Here is a 19864-nt window from a genome sequence, read left to right on the forward strand (position 1 = left end):
CTACTCCTCATCCCCGGCGTCGCCGTATGCTTCATTTTCGGTCCAGGTCCGCTTGGGACCGGTCAGGACGATGTCCCAGTTGTAGCCGAGTGCCCACTCGGGTTCGGTGAGGCTGTGGTCGTAGGTGGCCACCAGCCGGTCGCGGGCGTCCTGGTCCACGATGGTCTGGTAGATGGGGTCCAGCGGGAAGAGCTGGTCTCCGGGGAAGTACATCTGGGTGATGATGCGCTGCGTGAATTCGGTGCCGAACAGCGAAAAGTGGATGTGCGCCGGGCGCCACGCGTTCAGGTGGTTCTTCCACGGGTAGGCGCCGGGCTTGATGGTGGTAAACCGGTACGAGCCGTCCGGGCCGGTGATGCAGCGGCCGATACCCGTGAAGTTGGGGTCGATCGGGGCAGGGTGCTGGTCGCGCTTGTGGATGTAGCGGCCGGAAGAGTTGGCCTGCCAGATCTCCACCAGCTGCCCGGCTACCGGGCGGCCGTCGCCGTCCAGGACCTTGCCGGAGACGATGATGCGCTCACCGAGCGGTTCGCCGTTGTGCTGGATGGTCAGGTCCGATTCCAGCGCGTGCACGTCCTGGTGCCCGAACGCCGGCGAGTACAGCTCGATGGTCTCGGGGTCGGCGTGCTGCAGGCTCTTGGTGGGGTGGCGCAGGATGCTGCTGCGGTACGGCGGGTAGTCCAGGCGGGGCTGGATCTCGGCCTGGGCGCCGTCTTTGAGGGCCCGCTGGTATGCCTCGCCGATGGCGTTGATCTCTGCACTGAGGTCCGCCTGGGATTCGATGGCCTTGTCCAGCTGGTGGGCAGCCTTCGGTTCGGCCGGGGGCACGAGTTCCTCGGACTCCAGCTCTGCGGTGATGTCTTCCGGCACGGCTGGCTCCTTTCTGATCTGTTGGTTGTCTTGCGTCTGTGGCTTTTACGGCCGGGGGCTGCGGTGCAGCGAGTCGTACTGCACGGCGTGGCGCACCGGAGCATTCGGGGCGCCGTAGCCGTCATAGTTTCCGCGGCGTTCCACCATCTCGAAGAACACACTGCCCACCGTGGCCGTATAGAAGTGCAGGAATTCGCCGTCGGCGTCGCGGTCGAACAGCAGGTTGAGTTCCTGGAGGGTGGCCAGGAATTCCGGCTCAAGATCAAACCGGGCGTCAAGGTCCTCGTAGTAGTTGGCCGGGATCTGCAGGAATTCCAGGCCCCGGTCCCGCGCGGCGCGGGCCGTTGCCACGAGGTCGTCCACGGCGAAGGCGATGTGCTCCTGGTAGGTCTTGCGGGCCTCGTTCCGCGCCTGCTGGATGGGGGCGAGGTTCAGGACGAGCCGAACCGCACCGTTGGAGGTCTGCATGACCTGGGAACGGACCAGGCCGCTGGGGCTGGGCACCTCGGCAAAGGGCTGGGGCTCCAGGGCCAAGGCACTCGCATAGAAGAGGACCGCTTCGTCGAAGTGCTGCCACGGCTGGGCGAGGTTGACGTGGTCAATGACCGCCCTGGCTCCAGCGGAGGGGTGTTCCAGCCCTTCCCCAAATTCGTGCGTCCAGGCAGCCGTTCCGTCCGGGCTGCCCTGGCAGAGGAAGATCTCGGTGGAGTCCGGCGCGGAAATGCCTTGGAACACTTCCTCGTCCGCCTGGACCTTGCGGGCCACCACCGGGGCCTTGAGCTGCTGCGCCCGGGCGGAGGCAATCACGGGGGAATCGACGTCGAACCCCAGCGCGGCGATGGCAGGTTCCGCGTGCTGCGCGGCCTGTTCGTTGATGATCACCCGGGCCTGGCCCATGGTCCACAGCTGGACGTCCTTGGTGCGGTGCCGGCCCTCGAACGCGAAGCCGAGCTGGCCAAGGAGCTTCTCCAGCTGCGCGGTATCGTCCGCCTTCACTTCGGCGAAGTTGAACCCGGCTGGTTCGTTCACCTTGGGCAGCGTGGCCAGTTCCATGGGATAACGACGGCGGTTCGGGCCGCCGGCGCCCTGCACGGTGTCCGTGGAGGTGCCGGCAAGCCACTTGGCGCTCTGTTCCTCCAGCCAGATGAGGGAGCGCATGGCGTCCACCGCGGTGCGTTCGACGTCGGACTGCCGGAAGACGTCGTTGAAGACCTCCAGCGAGACCGGCCCGGTGTATCCGGCGCGGACCACGTGGCCCATGAACTTGGCCAGCTCGAACTGCCCCTCTCCCGGGAAGACCCGGTAGTGGCGGCTCCAGGACAGGACGTCCATGGAGAGCTTGGGGGCGTCGGCTACCTGGACGAAGAAGATCTTGTCCGGGTTGAAGGCCTCGATGTGGGAGGTCTCCCAGTCGCGGGACAGGATGTGGAAGGAGTCCAGGCAGGTGCCGAGGTTGGGGTGGTCCACCATCTCCACGAGGCGGTGGGCGTGCTCGTAGTCGTTGACGTACTTGCCCCAGGCCAGTGCCTCGTAGGCGACTTTGATGCCGTGGTCGCCGGCGAGGTTGGCGAGCTGCGCCAGCTGTTCGGCGCGGACGGTGTCGTCGTCAATCGTGGCGGTGGCAACGTTGGAGCAGACCAGGATGGTGTCCATGCCCAGGCGGGACATGAGCTTGAATTTCGCTTCTGCGCGGCGGAGGTTGGCTTTCAGCAGGTCAGGGGTGACGCCGTCGAAATCCCGGAACGGCTGGTACAGGTCCAGGCCCAGGCCCAGGTCCGCGGCCATGGTGCGTACCTGTTCGGGGCTGAGGGGCGAGGTGACCAGGTCCTGCTCGAAGATCTCGATGCCGTCGAAGCCCGCGATGGCGCAGGCGTGCATCTTTTCCTTCAGTGTGCCGGAGAGGCAGACGGTGGCGATTCCAGTGCGCATCAGGCGGCCACCTCCTCGGCGGCCACGAGTTCGAGGAAGTGCGAGCGCATGCGGTCAGGATCCGCGTCCAGGCCGGTGAAGATGCGGAACGCGTCGGCGGCCTGGCCCACGGCCATGCGGCCGCCGTCCAGGACGTCGCAGCCTTTGGCGCGGGCGCCGCGCACCAGTTCGGTCTCGATGGGCCGGTAGACAATATCCGCCACCCAGTGCCGGGATTCGACCAGGTCGAGGTCCAGGGGGACCCCGGGGTGGGCTGCCATCCCCACCGGTGTGCAGTGCACCAGGCCGTCGGCCAGGGGCATGAGCTGCGGCAGCTCCGCCGTCGTGCCTGCCGTGATGGTGCGGCCGGGGAAGAAGCCCGCGAGCTCGGCTGCCCGGGCTGCGGCCCGCGCGGGGTCAACATCCACCAGGTGCAGCGTGCGGACTCCGGCGGTCAGCAGGGCATAGGCGACGGCGGACCCGGCGCCACCGGCGCCAAGCTGCATCACGCGGTCCAGCCTGGCTCCGGGCAGGCCGGTTGCCAGCGCTGCAGCGAAGCCCGAGAAGTCGGTGTTGTGGCCGATGAAGCGTCCGTCGCGGATGACCACGGTGTTGACGGCGCCCAGCCGGCGGGCGTCCGGGCTCACCTCATCGAGGTGTTGAAGGACCAGCTGCTTGCAGGGGTGCGTGATGTTCAGGCCATTGAAGCCCAGGGTGCGGGCGCTCTGCAGGATGGCGCCCACAGACTCACCGGGCAGTCCCAGCTCCAGAAGGTCGATAGGCCGGTACAGGTAGCGCAGGCCCTGCACGTCGCCTTCCCGTTCGTGCATGGGCGGCGTGAGCGAGGGCATCACGCCATCACCAACCAGTCCCACGAGGTAGGACTCAGTTCGATTGCTCATGCGGGCAGCTCCTTTGGTACGGCACCGGATACGCATAACTGGCGGCGTAGCGGGTGATAGGGATTACAGTACAGCAAATGTTCACGTCTCGCACTAGTGTTCTAGATACGAACAAATTGGGCAGGAAGAGCCCGCGACCCGGATAACTCCTACCGTTGCGGCAGCCGGGCGGCCAGTTCTGCGGCAGCTTCCTGCAGCAGGGGCACGTGGGTGGTCAGCCCCTCGAGGTCCAGCCGGAACACCGGCACGGCAGTTGCCAGCGAAGCGAAGGCATGCCCCTGGTCATTGAGCAGCGGTACGGCCACCGCGCGCATGCCGGCCTCGTTTTCCTCGTCCATGACGGCGTAGCCCTGTCGGCGCACCTTCTCGATTTCAGCCCTGAAGGCATCGCGGTCCGTGATGGATTTCCCGGTGAGCGCCTCCAGCGGAAGCTCGGCCAGCAGCTTTTCACGCTCCGCATCCTCCGCGAACGCCACCAGGGCCTTGCCCACCGCCGTAGTGGAGAGCGACCCGAGGTGGCCGGGGTCGCTGGTCACGCGGAAAGTCTGCGGCCCATCCACCTTGCTGACGGTCAGGTGGTGCAGGCCGTCGCGGACACTGAGGATGGTTGCTTCGCCGGTTTGCTCAGTGACGCGGCGGAGGATGGGCATGGCCGTCCCGGCAAAGCCATGGTGGTTGGAGACACGCTGCCCCAGCTGGAAGATTCTCAGGCCCAGGTGGTAGCGGCGCCCGTCCGGCTCATAGTCGACAAAGCCATCGCGGGTCAGGGAGCCAAGCAGCCGGTAGGTGGTGCTGAACGGAAGCTCCGCCCGGCGCGATATGTCCGCGGCGGTAGCGCCACGCGGTTCGTCACCCAGCAGGACGAGCAGGCCAAGGGCCTTGCCCACCATGTCCGTGCGGTCGGCAGGACGCGCGCCGACCTTCCCCGCCGGAGGCATGGCATTTACGGGTTCTGCGGCCGTTGCGGCGACAGCGGATTCTTCATTGGCCGCTGTGGTTTGGTTCACACTCATAACTCCATATTGCCACAATGTGAGAGCTGCTTCTAGATGATGATTATTTTTCTTGACAGGTGACAGCCCTCACAGTCATAGTTTCTATATCGCACAAGTAGCTCCCACAATGTGGCTACTTATGCCGGGTCTTTTCCGGACTCCAGCCGCATCGCACCCCGCCCGCACCAAGGCAGCGGCGGCTGCGACCCCCAGATCCATCCGCGACAATGTCGTCACACCAAAGGAACACCATGAGCAAGACACTTCCGTCCGCCGGGGCGGGTGCCCTCACCTCCGCCGGGACGCCCAGGAAGGCCGCCCTCGCCAGCTTCCTCGGCAGCGCCGTCGAGTACTACGACTTCTTCATCTTTGGCTCCGCCGCGGCGCTGATTTTCCCCACCGTATTCTTCCCCAGTGCGGATGCCAACGCTGCCATCATGTCCTTCGCCACCTTCGGGTTCGCCTACGTGGCCCGGCCCATCGGCGCCATCATCCTGGGCCACTTCGGCGACCGGGTGGGCCGCCAGAAGGTCCTGATGTTCACTTTGGTGCTCATGGGTGCATCCACCTTCGTCATCGGCTGCCTGCCGGACTTCCGCACGGTTGGCTGGTGGGCTCCGGCCCTGCTGGTACTGACCCGCCTCTGCCAGGGCCTCTCCGCCGCGGGAGAGCAGGCCGGCGCTTCTTCCATGACCCTGGAGCACGCCCCGGACAACCGCCGTTCATTCTTCACCTCGTGGACCCTCACCGGCACCCAGGGCGGCCAGATCCTCGCAGCCCTGGTATTCATCCCCGTCCTGACCCTGCCGGATGAGATCAAGTTCGGCATCGGCTGGCGCATCCCGTTCTGGCTCAGCGCCGCCGTGGTTGTTGTAGCGTTCCTGATCCGCCGCACCCTGCACGAACCGCCCGCCTTCGAAGAGGCCCGGAAGACAGCCCAGATCGCCAAGCTGCCCGTAGCGGACCTGCTCAAGGGCCACTGGCGCGACGTGCTCCGCGTGATCTGCTGCGCATTCATCGCCGCGGTCTCCACCGTTTTCGGCACCCTGGCCATCAGCTACGCCAAGACCGTGGCCGGCGTGGACGGCACCACTACCCTGTGGCTGGTGGTTGCTGCCAACATCGTGGCCCTGGGCACCCAGCCGTTCTTTGGGATGCTGGCAGACAGGATCGGCCGCAAGCCCGTCTTCATCTACGGCGCCCTGGCCAGCGCCGTCCTCACGCCCGTGTTCCTGCTGAGCCTGGAGTCCCACAGCGTTCCCCTGATGTTCCTGGCCGCGATCGGTTACTTCTCCGGCGGCTACGCAGCCGCCAACGCGGTCTGGCCGTCCTTCTACGCCGAAATGTTCAGCACTAAGGTCCGCTTCTCCGGCCTGGCCATCGGAACCCAGCTGGGCTTCCTGATGGCAGGCTTCGCACCGGCCATCGTGGCTGCCATGGGCGGCATCAAGCCCGGCGGCTGGGTGCAGATCACCATCTTCACCGGCATCATCTGCGCCGTTGCGGCTGTGTCCGCCTTGACCGCCAAGGAATCCTTCCGGACCCCCACCAAGGAACTGGGCCTGAAGTAGGGCGGCCCTTACAGTCCAGCCCGGTCTTAAGACCCAGAGCCCGTCATTCCCCCAAATGGCGGGCTCTCCCCCTTTAAAGGAGGGCCAGTTTGGCACCACCGTGGTTACCTGCCGGTCTCCAACACTGAGGCGAGGTCGAAGTTCACCGGCTCCTCCAGCTGCTCATAGGTGCACGATTCCGGATCCCGGTCCGGGCGCCAGCGGTTGAACTGGGCCGTGTGGCGGAACCTCTCGCCCTCCATGTGGTCGTAGCGGACCTCCACCACCAATTCGGGCCGCAACGGGACAAAGGACAGGTCTTTCCCGGCGCTCCACCTGCTGCCTTCGGCATTCCGCGGGGTCCGTTCGCCTTCTGCCTGTTTGGCCCACGCCCAGGGATGGTTGTCGAAGTCCGTCACCAGGGGCTGGAGCTGTTCGAACAGTTCCTGGCGCCGTTTCATCGGGAAGGCGCCGATCACGCCCACGCTGGCCAGGCCGCCGTCGTCCTTGTACAGGCCCAGCAGCAGCGAGCCGATGGCGTCCGGCCCGCTCTTGTGCAGCCGGTAGCCGGCCACAACGCAGTCCGCGGTGCGCTCGTGCTTGACCTTGAACATGACGCGCTTGTCCGGCTCGTACCGGCCGTCCAGGCGTTTGGCCACAATGCCGTCCAGTCCGGCGCCCTCGAACTGCTCAAACCACCGCGCCGCCGTGTCCTTGTCCGTGGTGGCGGCCGTCAGGTGCACGGGTGCCTTGCTGGCCGCGAGCGCCTTCTCCAGAGCCGCACGCCGCTCCGCAAAAGGCCTGCCGGTATAGTCGTCGGCATCCAGGGCCAGGAGGTCGAAGGCCACGAAACTTGCCGGTGTCTGCTGTGCCAGCAGTTGTACCCGGCTGGCGGCGGGATGGATCCTTTGCTGCAGGGCGTCGAAATCAAGCCGGTCACCGGAGGCACCCACCAGGATGATTTCGCCGTCCACCACGCAGCGCGGCGGCAGGTTTTCCTTGAGCGCCGCAACGAGTTCCGGGAAATAGCGGGTCATGGGCTTTTCGTTGCGGCTGCCGATCTCCAGGTCATCCCCGTCGCGGAAAATGATGGACCGGAACCCGTCCCACTTGGGTTCATAGCTGAGCTCCCCGCCTCCCGGGATTCCGTCGATGCCGCTGACGGCCTTGGCGAGCATGGGCGGGACGGGCGGCATCACGGGAAGTTCCATGTGCCCATTCTTGCCCGGCCGGCGCCCCGGGCGGTAGGGCGGCGCGCGCTTGTCAGGCCGCCAGCAGCCAGACGACCAGGACCAGGACCGGGGCTGCGGCGGCCGTGGTGAGCAGGATGGTTTCGCGTGCCACCGCCACGCCGCGCCCGTACTTGCTCGCGAACAGGAACACGTTCTGCGCCGACGGAAGGGCTGCCATGAGCACGACCCCCAGGAGCATGCGGTGGTCCAGGTTGAAGAGGAAACGTCCGACGACGAACGCCACCGCCGGCATCACGGCGGACTTCAGTGCCGTGGCGGTGAGGATTTCCGCTGTGTGCCCCCCGCTGCGGAGCATCGTGGTCCCGCGCAGCGACATGCCGAAGGCCAGGAGAACCACCGGGACCGCCGCGCCCCCCAGGAGGGTCAACGGCGCCATCACCGGGGACGGCAGCTGCACGTGGAACGCGGCGAGGACCACGCCCAGGAGCGAGGCGATGATCATGGGATTGCGGAAGGGCTGGGTCAGGACCAGCCTTGGTGAGAACCGGCCGGCCTCGGAGAGGTCCAGCAGGGTAAGGACCAACGGGGCGAACAGGAGCAGCTGGACCAGGAGGACGGGAGCCACCGCCGTGGCGTCACCCAATGCGTAGAGCGTGATGGGTATGCCGATGTTGTTGGCGTTCACGTAGGACCCGGCCATCGCGCCGACCGCCGTTTCGGCCATGGGCCGCCGGAACCAGATCCTGCTGGCGGCCACGTACAGCAGTCCGGTGACCGCGGCTGTGATCATGGCCAGCGGCACATAGGCGGAGAAGACCACGGAGAGGTCCGATTTCAGCACGACGGTAAAGAGCAGCACCGGATTGGTGATGAAGAAGGCGGTCCGGGTCAGTGCGGAGATGGTGGGTTCATCGCCCAGGCCGCACCGCGCGGCGACATAACCCACGGCAATGACGACGCCGATCACCGCCAGTCCGATGAGCACACCGCCCACGTGGGGTACTTCCTTCCGCTACCGCCATGCACTACTGCGGAATGGCAGTACTACAAGTCCCAAACTTATCCGATGGGCGCGGCGATGCCGGGAGGCGTCCACAGTATGGCCCGGCTGCCATCCGCTGCCCGGCTTTGTGAAAAAATCAGCCATGCACGCCATGCAGCATTCCAGCAAGCTCGAGAACGTCCGGTACGAACTCCGGGGGCCGATCCTCCAGGCAGCCAAGAACATGGAGGCCGAGGGCCACCGGATCCTGAAGATGAATCTCGGGGACACGGCACCGTTCGGCCTGGAAGCACCGGAGTCGGTGGTGGTCGACATGATCCACCACCTGCGCGGCGCCCAGGGCTACAGCGACTCGAAAGGCATCTTTACCGCCCGGACCGCCATCTCGCAGTACTACCAGACCCGTGGACTGATGAACATTGGGGTCGAGGACATCGTGATCGGCAACGGCGTCAGCGAACTGATTTCCATGTGCCTCCAGGCGTTCATGGAGAACGGCGACCAGATCCTGGTCCCGGCGCCGGACTATCCCCTCTGGACGGCCGCCGTAACCCTCACCGGCGGCAAGCCCGTGCACTATCTTTGCGACGAGGCGGACAACTGGTGGCCGGACATGGCCGATGTGGAGGCAAAAATCACCAGCCGTACCAAGGGCATCGTGATCATCAACCCGAACAATCCCACCGGCGCCGTCTACCCTCGCCACATTTTGGAGCAGTTCGCGGCCCTGGCGCGGAAGCACAACCTGGTCCTGTTCTCGGACGAAATCTACGAGAAGGTGCTGTACGGCGGTGCCACCCACATCCACACGGCATCCGTGGCCGAGGACGTGTGTTGCCTGACGTTCAGCGGCCTGTCCAAGGCGTACCGCATGCCCGGCTACCGGGCAGGATGGGTGGCCGTCACCGGGCCGCTGGCCGCCACTGCGGCCTACCGGGAAGGACTGGAGTTACTGGCCTCCCTGCGCCTGTGCGCCAACGTTCCTGCCCAGCACGCCATCCAGACCTGCCTGGGCGGGTATCAAAGCATTGAGGCACTGGTGAAACCGGGCGGCAGGCTGCGCGAGCAGCGGGACCTCGCCCACAAACTTCTCACGGCCATTCCCGGTGTCACCTGTGTTCCTGCGTCCGGCGCCATGTACCTCTTTCCGCGGCTGGACCCGGAGCTCTATCCGATCGCCAGCGACGAGCAGTTTGTGCTGGATCTGCTCAAGGACCAGAAAATCCTCGTATCCCACGGCTCGGCTTTCAACTGGCCCACCCCGGACCACTTCCGGTTCGTCATCCTTCCGTCGGTCCGCGAGATTGAGGAAGCCGTGCGGCGGATCTCCACGTTCCTGGCCGCCTACCGCAACCGTGAGGCGGACTACGAGGTGGAAACAGTTGCGGATTAAAGAACTAACCGGTCCCTAACAGCCAGGAAACCGGTCGGCAACATTGGACGCACACACTGGTTAGTGCAGGCAAGAGCCGGCACCAGCTCCAGCCAGGAGGCCCCGATGTTGAAGAAAGCGACGCCGCATGTAACCAGAGTGCGCGCCCTGGACCAGCTCCACCGCGGCGACGAAATCGAAGCCCGCCTTTCGGTGGGGCCGTCCTACGACGACGTGGTGATCCGCCGCGGCAGCGTGCAGGAAACGGCACCCGGAATTGGCGTGGTGTGGATCCTGGACCGGATCACGGGCGTCCGGAAAGCCATCAATACCGATGAGTGCAGCGTCTGGCGGGTGGCGTAGGAGCTGTGACCCGGAAGCCGGATCCGGTACGGCGGGTGTAGTCAGCCAGGACTGCCCGCCAGCCATCGGCCCTTCGCGTCACCCGCCTGCAACGGACTGGATCACCAGGACCTCCTGTCCCGGTGAGACCTGGGTTTCCATGCCCTGCAGCCGCCGCACCTCATTGCCGTCGACATAGATGTTGACGAACCTCCTGAGCGACCCGGTTTCGTCGCGGAGCCGCCTGCCAAGTACGGCATACTCCGCGGCAACCGCATCAAGCAGGCTTGCCACCGTCACCGGCCCGTCGGCGGGCGCAGTCAGTACGGACTGCCCGCCGGCCAGGGGCTGCAGAACGCTGGGGAGCAGCAGCACAATGTCAGGCACCGGCCACCACTGCCGCCCGGACACACAGGACATCGGGCAAGTGGGAGGCCACCTCCCTGAACGTTTCCCCTTCATCCGCACTCGCGTAAACCGTGCCGCCGCGCGTACCAAAGTAGACGCCTGCCGGTTCAGCGGTGTCCACCGACGCTGCGTCCCTGAGCACACTGTTGTACTCATGGTCGGGAAGGCCCGCGCTCAGGTGCTTCCAGGTATTTCCGGCGTCGTCCGTGCGGTGGACGGCGAGCTTCCCATCCGGAGGGATGCGTTCGCCGTCGGCCTTGAGCGGCACCACCCACGCGGTGCCTTCGCGCCTGGGATGGGTCAGCATCACGAAGCCAAAGTCGGCCGGCAGGCCCTCGGCGATGGACTTCCAGGTGTCCGCATTGTCGTCTGTCCGGTACACGCCGTGGTGGTTCTGGGCGTAAAGGCGTCCCGCCGCCCCCGCGTCGGCGGCGATCTTGTGCACGCACTGGCCGAACTCGGGGTTGGGGTCCGGCATGAAGTAGGCCGAGATCCCTTTGTTGCGCGGTTCCCAGGAGGCGCCGGCATCGAGCGATCGGTAGACCCCACCGGTGCTCATGGCTACGTGCACCGTTTCGCCGGCCGGGTCCACAACGATTGAATGCGCTGCGGCGCCGCCGTAGCCCGCTCCCCACTCGCTGCGGTGCGGGTGGTCCCACAGGCCGCGGTTCAACTCGAAGTGTTCGCCGCCATCCGTGGATTTCCACACGGAAATCGGCTCGGCCCCTGCCCACACCACTCCGGGCCGGGACCCGGCGTCCGGGTAGATCTGCCAGACGCGCTCCAGTGCAGCCCCCGTGTCCGCAGGGAATCTGATGGCGCCCTGTTCCGGTTCGGTCCAGGTGGCACCCAGGTCATCCGAGTGCGCAACCGTGGGTCCCCAGTGCGGGCTGCGGACCCCCACCAGGATCCGGGTACGGCCTTCCCTCGTATCGATCCCGATGCTGGGAATCTCCGCCATCAGGAAATGCGGGCCGGTCAGGGACCAGTCCTGCCTGTCCGGGCTCGTGGCCAGCCACAGCCCCTTTTTCGTGCCGATTGCCAGGACAAATGTTTCTGACGCCGTTGCCATGCGGACCATGCAACCACCGGATGGGCCCCGGCGCAACGGTTTTCAGCCCTGCAAACCCCCCGTCCCGGCGGGGGATCAGTCCACGAACTCCGACTGGGTCTCGATGAAATCCCAGTCCGCCGCCGTCAGGACGCCGGCCGGGTTCCCCGGATGGGGACCGCCGGCCTCCGCGATGCCTTGGAGCACCGGAAGGGGCAGATCCTCCGCACGGAGGTTTTGCCGCAGCCACTCCTTGCTGGCCAGGTCCAGGTCCAGCCACCACATGAAGATTTCCACCGCTCACCTCCTTCACCCATTTAAAACGGTAGGCGTGGCCGTGGCCGTGGACAAGGTGCTCCCGCAGAAGCAGGTAACCGGGACGAGACTTCGGGTACTGGCAGGTAACTTGCCTGGCCAGCCGGGGGAAAAGACAAGTACCCCCTACTGGCGACTGCCTTCGGCGGCGCCCCTAGCCTGAAATCTCAAAGCAAGCTGACCGTGCTGCTGAGGCATAGGGCTTAACCGCTGGCCTTCCCTCGCCATGGTCCGTTTGACATATCTGGGGAGAAAAAATGAAACGCACCTTAGCAACAATGGGGGTGATGGGGCTTGGCCTTATCAGCCTCACAGCACCGGCCATCGCGGCTTCCGACCAGGCTGCGCTAGCCCACTCGGACGGAAGCGCCGTGATCCCGCTGGAATTCAATGTCAACGGCACCAACAACGGCGGCGGCAACGCCGGCGGCGGAACTGACAATGGCGGCGGCAACGGCGGCGGCAACGGCAACGGCGGCGGAACCAACACTGGCGGCGGCAACGGCGGAACCAACAACGGCGGCGGCGGAACCAACACTGGCGGCGGCAACGGCAACGGCGGCGGCGGAACCAACAACGGCGGCGGCGGAACCAACACTGGCGGCGGCAACGGCGGAACCAACAACGGCGGCGGCGGAACCAACACTGGCGGCGGCAACGGCAACGGCGGCGGAACCAACAACGGCGGCGGCAACGGCAACGGCAACGGCGGCGGCAACGGTGGCGGCAACGGCAACGGCAACGGCGGCGGAACCAACAACGGCAACGGCGGCGGCAACGGTGGCGGCAACGGCAACGGCAACGGCGGCGGAACCAACACCGGCGGCGGCGGCACCAGCACCGGCGGCGGCGGAACCAACACTGGCGGCGGCGGCACCAGCACCGGCGGCGGCACCAACACTGGCGGCGGCGGCACCAGCGGAAACACCGGCAGCGGCGGAACCAACACTGGCGGCGACACCACCACCGGTGTAACCAACACCGGAACAGGTCTCGTCACTGTGGTTCCGAACGCTACAGCCCCCGCCCAGACGCCGACTTCCGCACCCAAGGCTGCTGTCCCGGCCCCGGTCGCCGTCGGAACCAACCAGGGCTACAACGCCCAGACCGCGGTGGGAGCACCCGATGGCCTGCCGGGGTGGCTCGCCGGCCTGGGAGCGCTGGCTGCCGCGGGGACCGCAGTGGCAGTACGGCGCCAGTCGCGTCCGCTGCACACCGGCGGCTAGCCGGAACACCGCCACCGCCCGTGGCCCCTGACAAGGAAGGCGTTCTGCCAGTGCCCGGCGGGGCGCCTTCCTTCCACCCCCGCCGACCCGTAAGGAATGCAATGGGCCAGGATCGAAGCCGGCACGCAGCGCCCATGCGGCGCGGCATCCTGCGGTGGAACCGGGGCGATCTGGCCATCTTGGTGTGTGGATTCCTCGCCTTCCTGTCGTTCACGTTCGGCGCTCCCCTGTTCCAGCCTTCGGCCCAGTCCCACCCCACAGCCCTAGCCCGCCCTGCGCCGTTGCCTGCCGCCAGGACTGCCCCTGCGGCCCCAGCACCCTCTGATGGCGGGGCCGCGGCCGGAGCAGCTGGGCCTGCCCAGCCTGCGGAAGCCCAAACGCCGGGCTCTTCGGAAGCAGCAGGGCCCGAAGTTCCGGCCGCAGCCCCGCCCATCCACATCCGTTATCCGTCGGCAGCCTTCGACGTGGCCATCCATCCACTGGACCTGGACGGTGAAGCCCAGTCCAGCCGGACTATCGAACCGCCCGCAACGAAGGATGGCTACTGGCTGACGCCGTTCGGAGTCCCGGGGAAAGGCTCCGGCAACACCACCTACGTCATTGGCCACAGCTGGGAAGGCGCGGATGCCCCTTTCAACCACCTCAGTTCGGCGGCGGCCGTCGGCGACCACATTGAGGTAGAAACCGCAGCCGGAACCATCAGCTACCGGGTGGACAGCATCACGACGTACCTGAAGTCCGGACTCAAGGACAGCGCCGTGTGGGACATGGTGCCCAACCGGCTTGTCCTCATCAGCTGCTACACCGAGGACCCGTGGGGCAAAAACGTGGTGGTCACGGCATACCCCGCCGACCCCCAGTAGCCGCCCGGGCGGCGGTGCTGCGCGTCTTTCCGGGCCGAACGGACCTGTTCACACCCCGCGGCCAGGCGGACAATTGGCCGCATGACAGGGGAACACATCAATACTGCTCCGCTGCTGGTGGGGATCATGCCCAAGCAGCACCCGGAGGTCCTCCAAACTGCGACCATGCTGGCTGCCCGACTGGGGGTGCCTTTGGTCTGCGCCTATGTGGACGAGGCCAGCTACCTGGTGGAATGGGATCCTGCCCGGTCCGCGCACCGCCTTTCACTGCACCCCGATGCCGACGACGACATGCTGGCCCTCACCACAGGCCTGAAGTCGCAGGTCCAGGCCACGGTGGACAACCTGCCGCCGGACCGCGGGACGCTGGACTGGTCCTTCCGCACACTCACCGGCGATCCGGCCCGGGCCCTGGGCCAGGTGGCAGCCGAGTTGGATTCCCCGATCATCATTGTTGGCACTTCCGAACGGGGATTCTCGCACTGGCTCTCGGAGGCCCTCAATGGATCGGTGGGGGCGTGGCTGAGCCATCACCAAAGCCGCCCGGTCCTGGTGGTGCCCTACCGAATGCCGGCGCATGAAGACCGGCCTTAGTGTGGGCTTTCCGGCAAAATACCCGGCATTGGGGCCTGCTTAAAGTAAAGCGAAAGTAGTTATTCGGGATGCTGGCGCAGTGCCGTACCAGCCAGTAAGCTGGTTCAAGCAAGGCCGATCCGCCCAGGTGGAAGCCGGAATTGCCCAAGAGCTGCTCCGGAGTGCGTATCCCCCAATAACGCACTCCGGAGCTTTTTTGTGCCCTGAACGCCTTCGTCACAGTGCCACCAATTCATGGCCGGGTTCCGGTCGGATACCCCGTAGGGGTACTTGTGCTGATACCCCTATGGGGTATATGTTTGCGGCATGGACGCCACTGAAGAAGCCGTTGCCACCGTGGCAGCTACGGGGTCGGCCCCCGATGCCCGAACTGTGCAAGAGCACGGGTACACGGGAAACAAAGACGCGTACCTGCGGCGCCTGAAGCGCATTGAGGGCCAGGTGCGGGGCATTGCCCGGATGGTGGATGAGGACAAGTACTGCATCGACATCCTGACCCAGGTTGCCGCCGTCACCAAGGCCCTGCACGCCGTCAGCCTTGGCCTGGTGGAGGAACACATCGGCCACTGCGTGGTGGGGGCGGCCTCCGAGCCGGATCCCGATGCACGTGCCGAAGCCATTGACGCCAAGGTAAAGGAAGCTGCCGACGCCATTGGCCGCCTGCTGCGCTGACCCCACAGTCCACAATCCACCCCGGCCAGCGCCGGCACCACATGAAGGAGCAAGCCATGAGCACCACCACAACCGTCAGCGTCTCGGGCATGACCTGCGGACACTGCGTGTCGGCAGTCAGCGAAGAACTGGAAGCCATCGACGGCGTTGAAGCAGTGGCCGTGGACCTGAACGCCGGCGGTATCTCCACCGTGACCATCACTTCAGGCAAGGAACTCTCCCCCGCGGAAATCGGCGAAGCCGTCGCCGAAGCCGGCTACCTGGTGGTGGCCAACGAAGCCTAGACCCCCCCCAACACTGAAAGGTGACATGAGCCAGGAACTGCTGCACCCGCCGGGCACCCGCGTTGTCGAACTGGACATCGAGGGGATGACCTGCGCCTCCTGCGTCAACCGCGTGGAGAAGAAGCTCGGCAAGCTCGAGGGAGTGGCCGCCACCGTCAACCTGCCACTCGAGTCGGCCTACGTCACGGTCCCGGAGGGCATCACTGACGAGCAGCTCACCGCAACGGTGGAAGCAGCTGGTTACAAGGCAAAAGTCCGGCCACAACACACCCCTGCTCCGGAAACCGGGCCCGCGGACCAGCCAGCCGCGATTCCCGCTTCCCGGCTTCGCCCGCGCCTGGTCCTGGCCGCCATCCTGACCGTCCCGGTGTTCCTGGTGAGCATGGTCCCGGCGCTCCAGTTCCCCAACTGGGGCTGGGTGGCTGCGGTACTGGCGCTGCCGGTGGTCACGTGGGCGGCCTGGCCCTTCCACCGCGCGGCTGCCATCAACGCCCGGCACCTCGCCTCCACCATGGACACGCTGGTGTCCCTCGGAGTGGCGGCGGCGTACCTGTTTTCAGCGTGGCAGCTGCTGGCCGACCCCGGCATGACGGCGCATCCGGGCATGGAGGACATGTCCGGCGGCCTGTACTTCGAGGTTGCCTCCGTGGTCACTGCATTCCTGCTCCTGGGCCGGTACCTGGAGGCCAACGCCAAAAAGAAGGCCGGGGACGCCCTGCAGGCCCTGCTGAACCTGGGGGCCAAAGACGCCACGGTCCTGCGCAACGGAAGCGAACAGAAGATTCCCGCCGAGCGTCTGCGGGTGGGCGACGTCCTGGTGGTCCGCCCGGGTGAGAAGATAGCCACCGATGGGGTGGTGGTGGACGGCGCTTCCGCCGTGGACGCCTCCCTGGTCACCGGCGAATCGGTTCCCGTGGAGGTCGGTCCGGACAGCCGGGTCACCGGTGCCACCATCAACACGTCCGGCCGCCTGCTGGTGCGGGCCACCCGGGTCGGCTCCGAGACCACCCTTGCCCAGATGGCCCGGCTGGTGTCGCAGGCCCAGACCGGCAAGGCCCCCATCGCACGGCTCGCGGACCGCATCAGCGCCGTCTTCGTCCCGGTGGTCCTGGGCATCGCCGCCCTGACGTTCGTGCTCTGGCTCCTATTGGCCGGTCCGGACGCCGATGGCGGCCATCTGCGGCAAGCCTTCACGGCCGCCGTCGCCGTCCTGGTGATTGCCTGCCCCTGCGCCCTCGGCCTGGCCACCCCGGTGGGCCTGCTCACCGGCACCGGACGGGGTGCACAGCTGGGCATCCTGATCAAGGGCCCGCAGGTCCTGGAGGACACCCGCACGGTGGACACCATCCTGCTGGACAAGACCGGGACCGTCACCACGGGCGTCCTGGCCGTGGATGCCATGTCAGCCTTCAGTGGTTTCCATGACCGCGAGGTCCTCCGTCTGGCGGGAGCCGTGGAGGCCGCCTCCGAACACCCGGTGGCACACGCCATTGCGGCAGCAGCGGCGTCGGCCGCACGGTCGGGAGATGCTGTGAACGACGGCGGCATCCTCCCGCAGGTGCAGGATTTCGCTTCCGCCCCGGGCGGCGGAGTGTCCGGAACCGTTGAGGGCAGGCACGTAATGGCCGGTCGGAGCGGTTGGCTGCTGGGGAACGGAATCGCGCTGGATGCCTCGCAACAGGCGCAGCTCGCGGCTGCCGAGGAAGGGGGTGCCACCGCCATCTGCGTGGCAGTTGACGGCACCCCGGGCGGAATCATCAGCCTGCGGGACACCGTCAAGGAAGGTTCCGCCGACGCCGTCGCGCGCCTGAAAGGGCTGGGCCTGCGGCCCATCCTGCTGACCGGGGACAATGCCGCGGTCGCTGCCCGGGTTGCTGCCGCCGTCGGTATCGCTCCCGGCGATGTCTACGCCGGCGTCCTGCCGGAAGGGAAAGTCGAGGCAGTGCGGACGCTCCAGGCCGGCGGCGCGACGGTGGCCATGGCGGGAGACGGCGTCAACGATGCCGCCGCACTGGCGCAGGCCGACCTGGGCATTGCCATGGGTTCAGGGACGGACGTGGCCATCGAAGCCGCGGACCTGACGGTGATGGGCAGCGACCTTGCCCAGGTGGCGCAGGCCATCGAACTGTCCCGGAGGACCCTTTCCACCATCAAGACCAACCTGTTCTGGGCGTTCTTCTACAACGCGGTGGGAATCCCCGTGGCCGCCCTGGGGCTGCTCAACCCGATGATCGCGGGCGCCGCCATGGCTGCCAGCTCAGTCCTGGTGGTCACCAACTCGCTGCGGCTGCGCAGCTTCGGACGGCACCAAAGCCAGGCCCAGGCCAAAGGGGCACGCTCCAGGACCAGGGTCAGGCCGCACCGTACCTGACCGCGGCACGGGCCCTCGCCTTGGCCGCCTCCGCCTCCCGGTCCTTGGGCGGCGCCTGCGTCACCAGCGAATCCAGCAGATGCTGCGTGATGTGCGCGATCTCATGCACGGCCTCGTCAAACGCTTCCTGGTTGGCCTTGGACGGCTTGGTACTGCCGCTGATCTTGCGGACATACTGCAGTGCGGCCGCATGCACTTCCTCGGACGTGGCGTGTGGCTCGAAGTTGTGGAGGGTTCGGATATTCCGGCACATACCGCCATGCTAGGCTCTCCGAATGCCTGGGATCGACCCCCTTTTTTCATGGTCTCCACCCGGCGTCCATGGGAAGCCCGGCATGGGCAGCGCTGCCCATCGACACTGTTTGGGGGCCGGGATAGGTTTTAGGCAATGGATCTTCCGGATGAGCCGGGGGGCCGCTGGGGATGCCGATCTGGTTCGGATCCACGACCTATCAAGGAGAAACTGATGGCTATTTGGGGTGCAGACGTTGAGCAGCTTCGCCAGCTCGGCAGCAAGCTTCAGGCAGGCGCGTCCGAGATCGAGACGCAGAAGTCCACTCTCACCAAGGTTCTGGGCAGCACCAACTGGGAAGGCCCGGACGCCACCAAGTTCCGCAACGAGTGGTCCGGTACCCACACCGCCATGCTCACCAAGGTTGCCGAGGCACTGAAGGAAGCCGGCGCGCAGGCCAAGCGCAACGCCGAGGAGCAGAGCCAGGCATCCCACTAGGCTTACCGCCGGTATCCGGAAAGGGCAGGGACACCATGCGGTGTCCCTGCCCTTCCCTGTTTGCGTCCGACGTCGGCACTCAGCCAAGGAGCCGCAGCGCCCACGGCCGGGGCCGGCTTCACTGGGGCCGCCCCTAAGGGGACGGGCCCGGCTAAGGGACGGGCTCGACGTCGTTCGCGTGCTCCAGCGGTGAGGCCCCAGTCTGCGCAGCCTTCCCGCCAGCCAGGGCGGCAGAGGCCCGCAGCTCGTCGAGCCGGACCAGGATGACCCCACCGACGATCAGGACGCCGCCCAGGAGCTGGATCGCGCCCGGCAGCTCCCCGAGCAGCAGCCACGCCCACACCACGGCAAACAGAACCTCGGTGAGTGACACGAAGGAGGCCACCTTGGAACCCAGGGCCCTGGCTGCCATGATGCCCGAGACGTAGGCCAGGACGGTGGCCAGCACCACCAGCCCCGCGAGGGAGACCCACCAGGGCGTGGTCCAGGCGCCCAGTGTGGTGTCCTCAGTATTGAAGGCCATGGGGAGCAGGCCGGTGGCGGCAGCGAGCCACATGGCCGCGGCACCCACCATGAGTCCGCCCGACGCCAGCACAATGGCCGGAAGTGTGTCATTTTCCTTGGCCGTGATGAAGAAGTAGATGGCCAGGCATACCGCTGCAGCCATGCCCCAAAGGACCCCCACCACGTCCACCTTCACGGCGCCTGTGAGGTCCAGGACCAGGACCAGCCCTGCCAGGGACAGCAGCGTCCCACCGGCAGTCAGCACGCGCGGGCGGCGGCTGGCAGCCCAGAGCCACAGCACGATAATCACCGGAGCCAGGTACTCCAGGAGGAGCGCGACGCCCACGGACAGACGCGCCACCGCGTTGAAGTAGAACAACTGGCAGGCCGCCACGCCGACGAGCCCGAACAGCACAATGGTGAGCCAGTTGTCCCGCAGTTGGTGCCAGCGCCCCTTAAGTGCGGACACGGCGGGGACCGCAAGGATTAGGGCGGCCCCTGTGAGGCGGGCGGTGACGGCTGCCCCGGGGGACCAGCCGGTTTCCAGCAGGGACTTGGCGAACGAGCCGGACAGGCCGAAGACGGCAGAGGAGAACAGCGCGATGCCGAGCCCGGATGCCAGGAAGCCGGTCCTTGTACCGGGCAGCTCCGGGGCGGAGATGGGGTTTTTGGCGGCAGGCACCGTTGCCTCCTGTCAGGAGTAAAGTGGGG

General features: G+C 66.6%; 21 protein-coding genes. 10 read left to right on the forward strand and 11 right to left on the reverse strand.

What is annotated here, in order from left to right:
• The 4 genes from pcaH to J2X98_RS14125 form a co-directional block, all read right to left on the reverse strand.
• Positions 1–870, reverse strand: a complete 870-nt coding sequence (gene pcaH / locus J2X98_RS14110) for a protocatechuate 3,4-dioxygenase subunit beta (protein WP_307309265.1) — start codon at positions 868–870, stop codon at positions 1–3.
• Positions 871–915: 45 nt separating this feature from the next.
• Positions 916–2799 (reverse strand): bifunctional sugar phosphate isomerase/epimerase/4-hydroxyphenylpyruvate dioxygenase family protein, encoded by a 1884-nt coding sequence (locus J2X98_RS14115; RefSeq protein WP_307309268.1) that lies wholly within the window; start codon positions 2797–2799, stop codon positions 916–918.
• Positions 2799–3680, reverse strand: a complete 882-nt coding sequence (locus tag J2X98_RS14120) for a shikimate dehydrogenase (protein WP_307309271.1) — start codon at positions 3678–3680, stop codon at positions 2799–2801. Before J2X98_RS14120 ends, J2X98_RS14115 begins: the two co-directional genes overlap by 1 nt.
• 149 nt (positions 3681–3829) lie before the next feature.
• Positions 3830–4693 (reverse strand): IclR family transcriptional regulator, encoded by an 864-nt coding sequence (locus J2X98_RS14125; RefSeq protein ID WP_373460890.1) that lies wholly within the window; start codon positions 4691–4693, stop codon positions 3830–3832.
• A gap of 233 nt (positions 4694–4926) precedes the next feature.
• Between J2X98_RS14125 and J2X98_RS14130 the strand changes: the two genes are divergently transcribed.
• Positions 4927–6246, forward strand: a complete 1320-nt coding sequence (locus J2X98_RS14130) for an MFS transporter (RefSeq protein WP_307309274.1) — start codon at positions 4927–4929, stop codon at positions 6244–6246.
• A 104-nt stretch (positions 6247–6350) separates the two neighbouring features.
• On the opposite strand, the gene J2X98_RS14135 is transcribed toward J2X98_RS14130, so the two are convergent.
• Positions 6351–7436 carry an ATP-dependent DNA ligase gene (locus J2X98_RS14135; RefSeq protein WP_141944918.1) on the reverse strand — a complete coding sequence of 362 codons (1086 nt, stop codon included), beginning with the start codon at positions 7434–7436 and terminating at the stop codon, positions 6351–6353.
• 52 nt (positions 7437–7488) lie between these two features.
• Positions 7489–8412, reverse strand: a complete 924-nt coding sequence (locus J2X98_RS14140) for an AEC family transporter (protein WP_141944917.1) — start codon at positions 8410–8412, stop codon at positions 7489–7491.
• 151 nt (positions 8413–8563) lie between these two features.
• Here J2X98_RS14140 and J2X98_RS14145 point away from each other — a divergent pair, with 151 nt between their 5' ends.
• Positions 8564–9814 (forward strand): pyridoxal phosphate-dependent aminotransferase, encoded by a 1251-nt coding sequence (locus J2X98_RS14145; RefSeq protein ID WP_307309280.1) that lies wholly within the window; start codon positions 8564–8566, stop codon positions 9812–9814.
• 105 nt (positions 9815–9919) lie between these two features.
• Positions 9920–10156, forward strand: a complete 237-nt coding sequence (locus tag J2X98_RS14150) for a hypothetical protein (RefSeq protein WP_141944914.1) — start codon at positions 9920–9922, stop codon at positions 10154–10156.
• Positions 10157–10234: 78 nt separating this feature from the next.
• Here J2X98_RS14150 and J2X98_RS14155 read toward each other — a convergent pair whose 3' ends face one another.
• The 3 genes from J2X98_RS14155 to J2X98_RS14165 form a co-directional block, all read right to left on the reverse strand.
• The gene (locus tag J2X98_RS14155) at positions 10235–10555 is read right to left on the reverse strand and encodes a MoaD/ThiS family protein (RefSeq protein WP_373460891.1); all 321 of its coding nucleotides are present in this window, start codon (positions 10553–10555) and stop codon (positions 10235–10237) included.
• Positions 10515–11624 carry a WD40/YVTN/BNR-like repeat-containing protein gene (locus J2X98_RS14160; RefSeq protein ID WP_307309284.1) on the reverse strand — a complete coding sequence of 370 codons (1110 nt, stop codon included), beginning with the start codon at positions 11622–11624 and terminating at the stop codon, positions 10515–10517. The genes J2X98_RS14155 and J2X98_RS14160 overlap by 41 nt, the downstream gene beginning before the upstream one ends.
• A gap of 66 nt (positions 11625–11690) precedes the next feature.
• Positions 11691–11891, reverse strand: a complete 201-nt coding sequence (locus tag J2X98_RS14165; RefSeq protein ID WP_141944910.1) for a hypothetical protein — start codon at positions 11889–11891, stop codon at positions 11691–11693.
• 275 nt (positions 11892–12166) lie between these two features.
• Between J2X98_RS14165 and J2X98_RS14170 the strand changes: the two genes are divergently transcribed.
• The 6 genes from J2X98_RS14170 to J2X98_RS14195 all read left to right on the forward strand — a co-directional run bounded on the left by J2X98_RS14170 (position 12167) and on the right by J2X98_RS14195 (position 17919).
• A complete protein-coding gene (locus J2X98_RS14170) occupies positions 12167–13135 on the forward strand; it encodes a hypothetical protein (RefSeq protein ID WP_307309287.1) in 969 nt (322 codons plus the stop codon).
• Positions 13136–13236: 101 nt separating this feature from the next.
• A complete protein-coding gene (locus J2X98_RS14175; RefSeq protein WP_307309290.1) occupies positions 13237–13998 on the forward strand; it encodes a class F sortase in 762 nt (253 codons plus the stop codon).
• A gap of 81 nt (positions 13999–14079) precedes the next feature.
• Positions 14080–14592 (forward strand): universal stress protein, encoded by a 513-nt coding sequence (locus J2X98_RS14180; protein WP_307309293.1) that lies wholly within the window; start codon positions 14080–14082, stop codon positions 14590–14592.
• Positions 14593–14898: 306 nt separating this feature from the next.
• Positions 14899–15264 carry a metal-sensitive transcriptional regulator gene (locus J2X98_RS14185; protein WP_141944902.1) on the forward strand — a complete coding sequence of 122 codons (366 nt, stop codon included), beginning with the start codon at positions 14899–14901 and terminating at the stop codon, positions 15262–15264.
• A gap of 56 nt (positions 15265–15320) precedes the next feature.
• Positions 15321–15548, forward strand: a complete 228-nt coding sequence (locus tag J2X98_RS14190; RefSeq protein ID WP_307309297.1) for a heavy-metal-associated domain-containing protein — start codon at positions 15321–15323, stop codon at positions 15546–15548.
• Between the two features lie 25 nt (positions 15549–15573).
• On the forward strand, positions 15574–17919 hold the full coding sequence (locus J2X98_RS14195) for a heavy metal translocating P-type ATPase (RefSeq protein ID WP_307309300.1): 2346 nt from the start codon (positions 15574–15576) through the stop codon (positions 17917–17919).
• Here the strand turns inward: J2X98_RS14195 and J2X98_RS14200 are convergent.
• Positions 17900–18172, reverse strand: coding sequence for a DUF2277 domain-containing protein (locus J2X98_RS14200; RefSeq protein WP_221384378.1), 273 nt, complete (start codon positions 18170–18172; stop codon positions 17900–17902). The two genes, J2X98_RS14195 and J2X98_RS14200, sit on opposite strands and share 20 nt — an antisense overlap.
• A gap of 213 nt (positions 18173–18385) precedes the next feature.
• Between J2X98_RS14200 and J2X98_RS14205 the strand changes: the two genes are divergently transcribed.
• Complete coding sequence (locus J2X98_RS14205) at positions 18386–18649, forward strand: WXG100 family type VII secretion target (RefSeq protein ID WP_141944894.1); 264 nt, start codon at positions 18386–18388, stop codon at positions 18647–18649.
• A gap of 151 nt (positions 18650–18800) precedes the next feature.
• Here the strand turns inward: J2X98_RS14205 and J2X98_RS14210 are convergent, their stop codons facing one another.
• Positions 18801–19835, reverse strand: coding sequence for an EamA family transporter (locus tag J2X98_RS14210; RefSeq protein WP_307309307.1), 1035 nt, complete (start codon positions 19833–19835; stop codon positions 18801–18803).
• Between the last annotated feature and the right edge of the window lie 29 nt (positions 19836–19864).

This window comes from Pseudarthrobacter enclensis (assembly GCF_030811655.1).
Taxonomy (GTDB): Bacteria; Actinomycetota; Actinomycetes; order Actinomycetales; family Micrococcaceae; genus Arthrobacter; species Arthrobacter enclensis_A.